This is a genomic window from Bradyrhizobium sp. (assembly GCF_052389815.1).
Classification (GTDB): domain Bacteria; phylum Pseudomonadota; class Alphaproteobacteria; order Rhizobiales; family Xanthobacteraceae; genus Bradyrhizobium.
This window is the reverse complement of the sequence record NZ_JBQTHN010000022.1, coordinates 1-4,542: the sequence shown is the minus strand read 5'-3', so window position 1 is coordinate 4,542 and position 4,542 is coordinate 1. Positions and strand designations below refer to the sequence as shown.

The window sequence follows — 4,542 nt, the reverse complement described above, 5'->3', positions numbered from 1 at the left end:
CGGCCGCAGCGACGAGGAAATTGCCCGCACCGTGGCGGTGGGCGGCTCCACCGTGTACCGGACCAAGCGGCGCTTCGTGGAAGGCAATCTGGAACGGGCGCTGAGCGAGGAGCCGCGTCCCGGGGCGCAGCGAAAGCTCACCGGCAAGGAGGAAGCTCTGCTGGTGGCAACCGCTTGCGCAAGCCCGCCTGCGGGCCGCGCCCGCTGGACCGCGCAAAAATGGACCGCGCATATCCCAACGCGTCCAAAGAGTCATAATCACTGTGACGAGGTACCAGGCCCTAGGCGTCGCGGGCTCGGCCGTCAGCGCAACCTTGGTTTCGCCGGGAGCTGAGGCCGGCAGCAAGAGAACTTACCCCGCCATCTTCGCCGATACCAGCGAAGCCATGCTAGCGGTGCGTGACGTGCCGCTTTGCGTGGCTCTTTCCAGGCGGCAGGAACGCCATAGCACTCGTGCTGCGTGCCGGCGCGCGCACGCCTGCATACGGGACACCTGCATTTGGGTACATCGATGCGTGCGCAGCCGGCTCCTGTTGGGCAAACAATGAGGACTCTGCGAATACCGGCGTTGCCGCCATCATCGACAGAATAGCCGTCGCACCGAGAAGCGTGAGTTTGGTCATGGTCTCTCTCCATGAATCGATCAATGACGGAATTTCGCAATCCTAGAAGAGCAGCTCGCGCAAATTCGTCCGAGCGCTGATGATGCGCAGACTCCCATGTCTACGCTCCTCAACGCTCAAGAAGTTCTGACGAGAGTGAGTCGAGAACCGTTTGAAGCGCGCGATGCACTTCTATTGAGCCGTTCGCACCGGCTTCTGCGAAGGTTACGCTCCCTCGCGGCCATGTGATGCGCGCTACCGACGCAACAGTGGCGGCCCAATTGCTACGGCCGCCGCATCCGTCGCCGAAGCGCTGCCGAGTCGGCCCGGCAGCAGGCATGCTTCACCTTGCACCGCGCCACCTTCACCGATGCAGATGAAACGACGACGCTGCCGCCCCGCAAGAGCCACGCGAAGCGGCAGGTGACGCAGCACTTCAGGCAGAAGCTGCTGCGCAGCCCATGGATAGTCTCGGGGGATAGTATCAGGTGCGTCACGTCGTGGTGAGAGCGTAACCAACGCAGCGATGGCTCCGAACCAATTACTAGAAGTGCACATCACGCACTTCTAGATGGCCTTCCGAAGGAGGGCGCCATGTTGCGATACATCCGGTTGGCGGCGGCATTCGCCTTGATCGTCCCGTTGGCGGCAACCGCGGCCGGCGCGGCGGGGCCCTGCGCTAGCCGGTCCGACCTCGCCTCCCTGCTCAAGGATAATTTCGGCGAGATTTTGGTGGCTCAAGGATTGTCGAGCAAGGGCCATCTGCTGGAGGTGTTCGTTTCGCCGGCTGGCAGTTGGACGATCCTCATGTCGCGGGCTGACGGCCTGTCCTGCGCTGTCGATGTAGGTGAGCCGTGGGTGACGGGGGCACCTGCCAGCCCGGTACGGGACGCCGCAAAACGCTAGCAAGCAGCGCGGCGTCGGGAATGAGAGCACGATCCGCTCTCAAGATGGAAGCGCGCGGCCAAGGGAACGACGATCGGTCGAGCCGCCAGCGGGCGAGCGCCGGCCAGCAGCGAGCCGGCCGGACGATGTCACTGCCGTCGCGAGCACGCGCGATGCACCGGCGTCACGGCCGTTGGGTCACCGTTTCGAAAAGGTTGAAATGGCTCGCTTGAGCGGTACGGTCAGCTTCAGCAATCAGCTTGGCAGCGGAACTACCGGCCACCAACTCGCGCAGCAAGTTGGGATATACCTGCCGGTGATAGAAATCATCCGGGTAAACCTCAAGCCAGAATTTCACCCGGCCGCTCTCAGGCCAGGAAATTTCCAGCGTCGCAGACTGCCCCGGTAGCAGGCGGGTGTCGGAGCGCTCTACCCAATCACCGTCGACCATTTCAACTTGTCGCTGGATGACGTGGCTGACCTCTGAGCCAGTGATCGGTCTGCCTGCCTTGTCGAGTGCGATCCCTTTCATGGCGACCTTGGGGGTCACGTAAGTGGGAAATGCATGGCCTATTCCAGTGCTCGTCAGGCGAAACCGCGCCCTTTTCGGTTCAGCAACGAACTCGGGCGTGAGTCCGGAGCGCACCATGTCGGGATCGTGGATGCCCCGCCACAGATGCTTGCGCTCCGGCATATGGCAGGACTGGCACGTCGTGCCGCTGCGCGCGGCCGGGCTCTGCTGCCATTCGACGAACGTGTTCTCCAGCGGCTTGCCGTTGATAGCCTGGTCCTGCGGAAACTGGTGACATGTCGCGCAGAACTCCGACTTCTCGAATTCAGGCACGCGCATCACGCCGCCATGCGGTGCGGCGGCGTCGCTCTGTCCAATCGCTCCCGTGTCGCGCTGCGGCGGGCCGAAGCGACGATGGCTCCTGAGATGGCAACCGCCGCAGGAATTGCCTGCGTCCGCGAGGCCGTAGTCGGCGCCCGGACGGGCTTCGGCTTTCTTGCGCGCCGCTTCGAACGCCTCACGTTGTTCAGCAAGCGGCGCATGGCACTGCATGCAGGCGGCGGCATCAGCCGCATCGTAGGTGAGGAGCTGACCGACGAGCCCCGGCGAGAAGGCCTTGGCGTGGAGGGATGTTCGCCATTCCCCCAGCTTGTCACTGTGGCAAACGCCGCAGCTGTCCGGTGCGAGCGAACGCTCTTCCGGCGACCACGTGCGCGGCGCTTCGCCCTGTGAAGCGAGCGGCTGGCGCCAATAATCCGCTGGCAACCGTTCGCCGGCCGGAGTAACTCCATTCGAAAGGCAAAGAAAAAAGCCGCCGATCAGCAGCTGAATTCGCCACGTGTTCATGGGAATCGCCAGCATGGTGGTGTGGTCCGATAGGGCAGCGCTAAACACGCCAGCCGGCGGTGGGGCGATCGAAGATAGCCCCACCCGACCTGGTGCAATTACTTCTTAGGTGCGCAGGGATTGGCCGCCTTTTTCGCAGCCGGCGCACATGGGTTCGCGGCCTTGTTCGCTTTCGGCGCGCAGGGATTGGCCGCTTTGGTTGCCTTCGGGGCGCAAGGATTCGCCGCTTGCGCCACGGCCGGCAGCGGTGCCGCGGCAACCAGCGCGCCGAGTGCGGCAATGCAGCTCAGGGTACGAAGCGAGGTCTTAAGCGCATTCATCGTAATTCTCCTGTTTGGTTGAATTTCAACGACGTCCATCGTGGCGTTGTCGGGGGCGCGCATGTCACACAGTTCGACGATCTCATACGGACCCCTGGCGAGTGGTTCGCGGCTGATCGCAAAAAGGTTACGTCCCCGCGCTCGCGTCAGCAACGCCAACAAGGTCGCGCCGATTGTTCTCGTTTTGCTTCAGCGCATCACGTCGCGTGACCCGTCCCCGCTCGATGACAGTGCATCTTAGTCGCATGTAAAGGTAGCGTTCTATCATCGTAAATAGCCGGTTCATGACGTCGCGTACGTAACCTTTGCCATCGGCGCAGCGAATGTCGGAGCATCGAGAACGTTTGAACCCGATAGGAGGAGAGCGATGAATTTGTTGCGATCAACTTTACTCGTCGCGGCAATGACAATGTCCGTTGGATTCGTGATGGGCGAAGCGAGAGCGCAAGCGCCGAATCCGTGCGCGCAGAAAACCGAAGGGGAAGCAGCGAGACCCGATTTGGACAAAAAGTTGATCTTGCGACCGAAGGGCACAAAGCTGGCCACCGGAAATCGTGTACAACTAGTCAAGGATGGAGAAGCGCTATTCAAGAGCGCCAAGCTCAGTACGAATGAACTATCGTGCGCAAGCTGCCACGCTAACAACGATAACTTCAACGCCAGTTTCAAAAAGCCCTACCCGCATCTGGTGCAGATGGCCAAGGACAGGGCTGATCTTGCCGATATCAATCTCGACGAAATGATCCAGTTGTGCATGGTCGTTCCAATGGCAAGCAAGCCGCTGCCCTGGAATTCGCGTGAGTTGGCTGCGCTGACCGCTTATACCGGCACAATACAAGCAACGTTTCGCAAGACCGCTTCCTCCCCAAGCGAGATTCCTGGCGCACCGGCGGCAAAGAAGGCGGCGAATCCGTGCGCGCCACCAAACCCTTGCGCTCCGAAGAAGTAGGTCGGCGGTGTGTCAAGCCGATTTCATCGCAATTCTCGTGTGTGGCGCGGTGCTCGGCGGCGTTTGCGGACTGGAACGCCCGGAGCATGAACTGCCATCGTCGCATCGATAGGCCTTGAACCGCCGACCCGGCCCCGCCGAAGATCAGGAGTTCAGTCCCAATGACGCGCTTCGCATCTGGCCTGATCTTGCCGCCAGGCGCCGCGGAGGATGGTTCATTCCATTTGTCCGGCACTCGCGCTCGGCCCTTTCCGCCGCCAGGCAAGGGACAGAGGCATGAGTGAAGAGATGGTGGCCCCCAAGGTGCCGTCGCAAATTTGGTTGGAATTTGTTCGGCGCGAGTCTCCGGCGAACTGACGATATCTGATCAAGCGGCAAGATCAACCGGCTGATCGATGAGCTTGCTGGCAAGGGTCTGCCATCCGTCGA

Annotated in this window: 5 protein-coding genes and 1 pseudogene; 3 read left to right on the top strand and 3 right to left on the bottom strand. The window is 61.7% G+C overall.

Going from position 1 to position 4,542, the window contains the following annotated elements:
• Positions 1–217: pseudogene (locus ACT4OC_RS05520) on the top strand (helix-turn-helix domain-containing protein); the annotation flags it as partial.
• Between the two features lie 172 nt (positions 218–389).
• Here ACT4OC_RS05520 and ACT4OC_RS05515 read toward each other — a convergent pair.
• Positions 390–623, bottom strand: a complete 234-nt coding sequence (locus tag ACT4OC_RS05515; RefSeq protein WP_444837964.1) for a hypothetical protein — start codon at positions 621–623, stop codon at positions 390–392.
• Positions 624–1,196: 573 nt separating this feature from the next.
• Between ACT4OC_RS05515 and ACT4OC_RS05510 the strand changes: the two genes are divergently transcribed.
• On the top strand, positions 1,197–1,508 hold the full coding sequence (locus ACT4OC_RS05510; RefSeq protein WP_444837963.1) for a hypothetical protein: 312 nt from the start codon (positions 1,197–1,199) through the stop codon (positions 1,506–1,508).
• Positions 1,509–1,671: 163 nt separating this feature from the next.
• Here the strand turns inward: ACT4OC_RS05510 and ACT4OC_RS05505 are convergent, their stop codons facing one another.
• Together ACT4OC_RS05505 and ACT4OC_RS05500 are read right to left on the bottom strand one after the other, a co-directional pair.
• Positions 1,672–2,859, bottom strand: a complete 1,188-nt coding sequence (locus ACT4OC_RS05505; protein WP_444837962.1) for a multiheme c-type cytochrome — start codon at positions 2,857–2,859, stop codon at positions 1,672–1,674.
• Between the two features lie 83 nt (positions 2,860–2,942).
• A complete protein-coding gene (locus tag ACT4OC_RS05500) occupies positions 2,943–3,227 on the bottom strand; it encodes a hypothetical protein (protein ID WP_444837961.1) in 285 nt (94 codons plus the stop codon).
• Between the two features lie 304 nt (positions 3,228–3,531).
• Here ACT4OC_RS05500 and ACT4OC_RS05495 point away from each other — a divergent pair, with 304 nt between their 5' ends.
• On the top strand, positions 3,532–4,113 hold the full coding sequence (locus tag ACT4OC_RS05495) for a c-type cytochrome (RefSeq protein ID WP_444837960.1): 582 nt from the start codon (positions 3,532–3,534) through the stop codon (positions 4,111–4,113).
• Positions 4,114–4,542 lie beyond the last annotated feature (429 nt).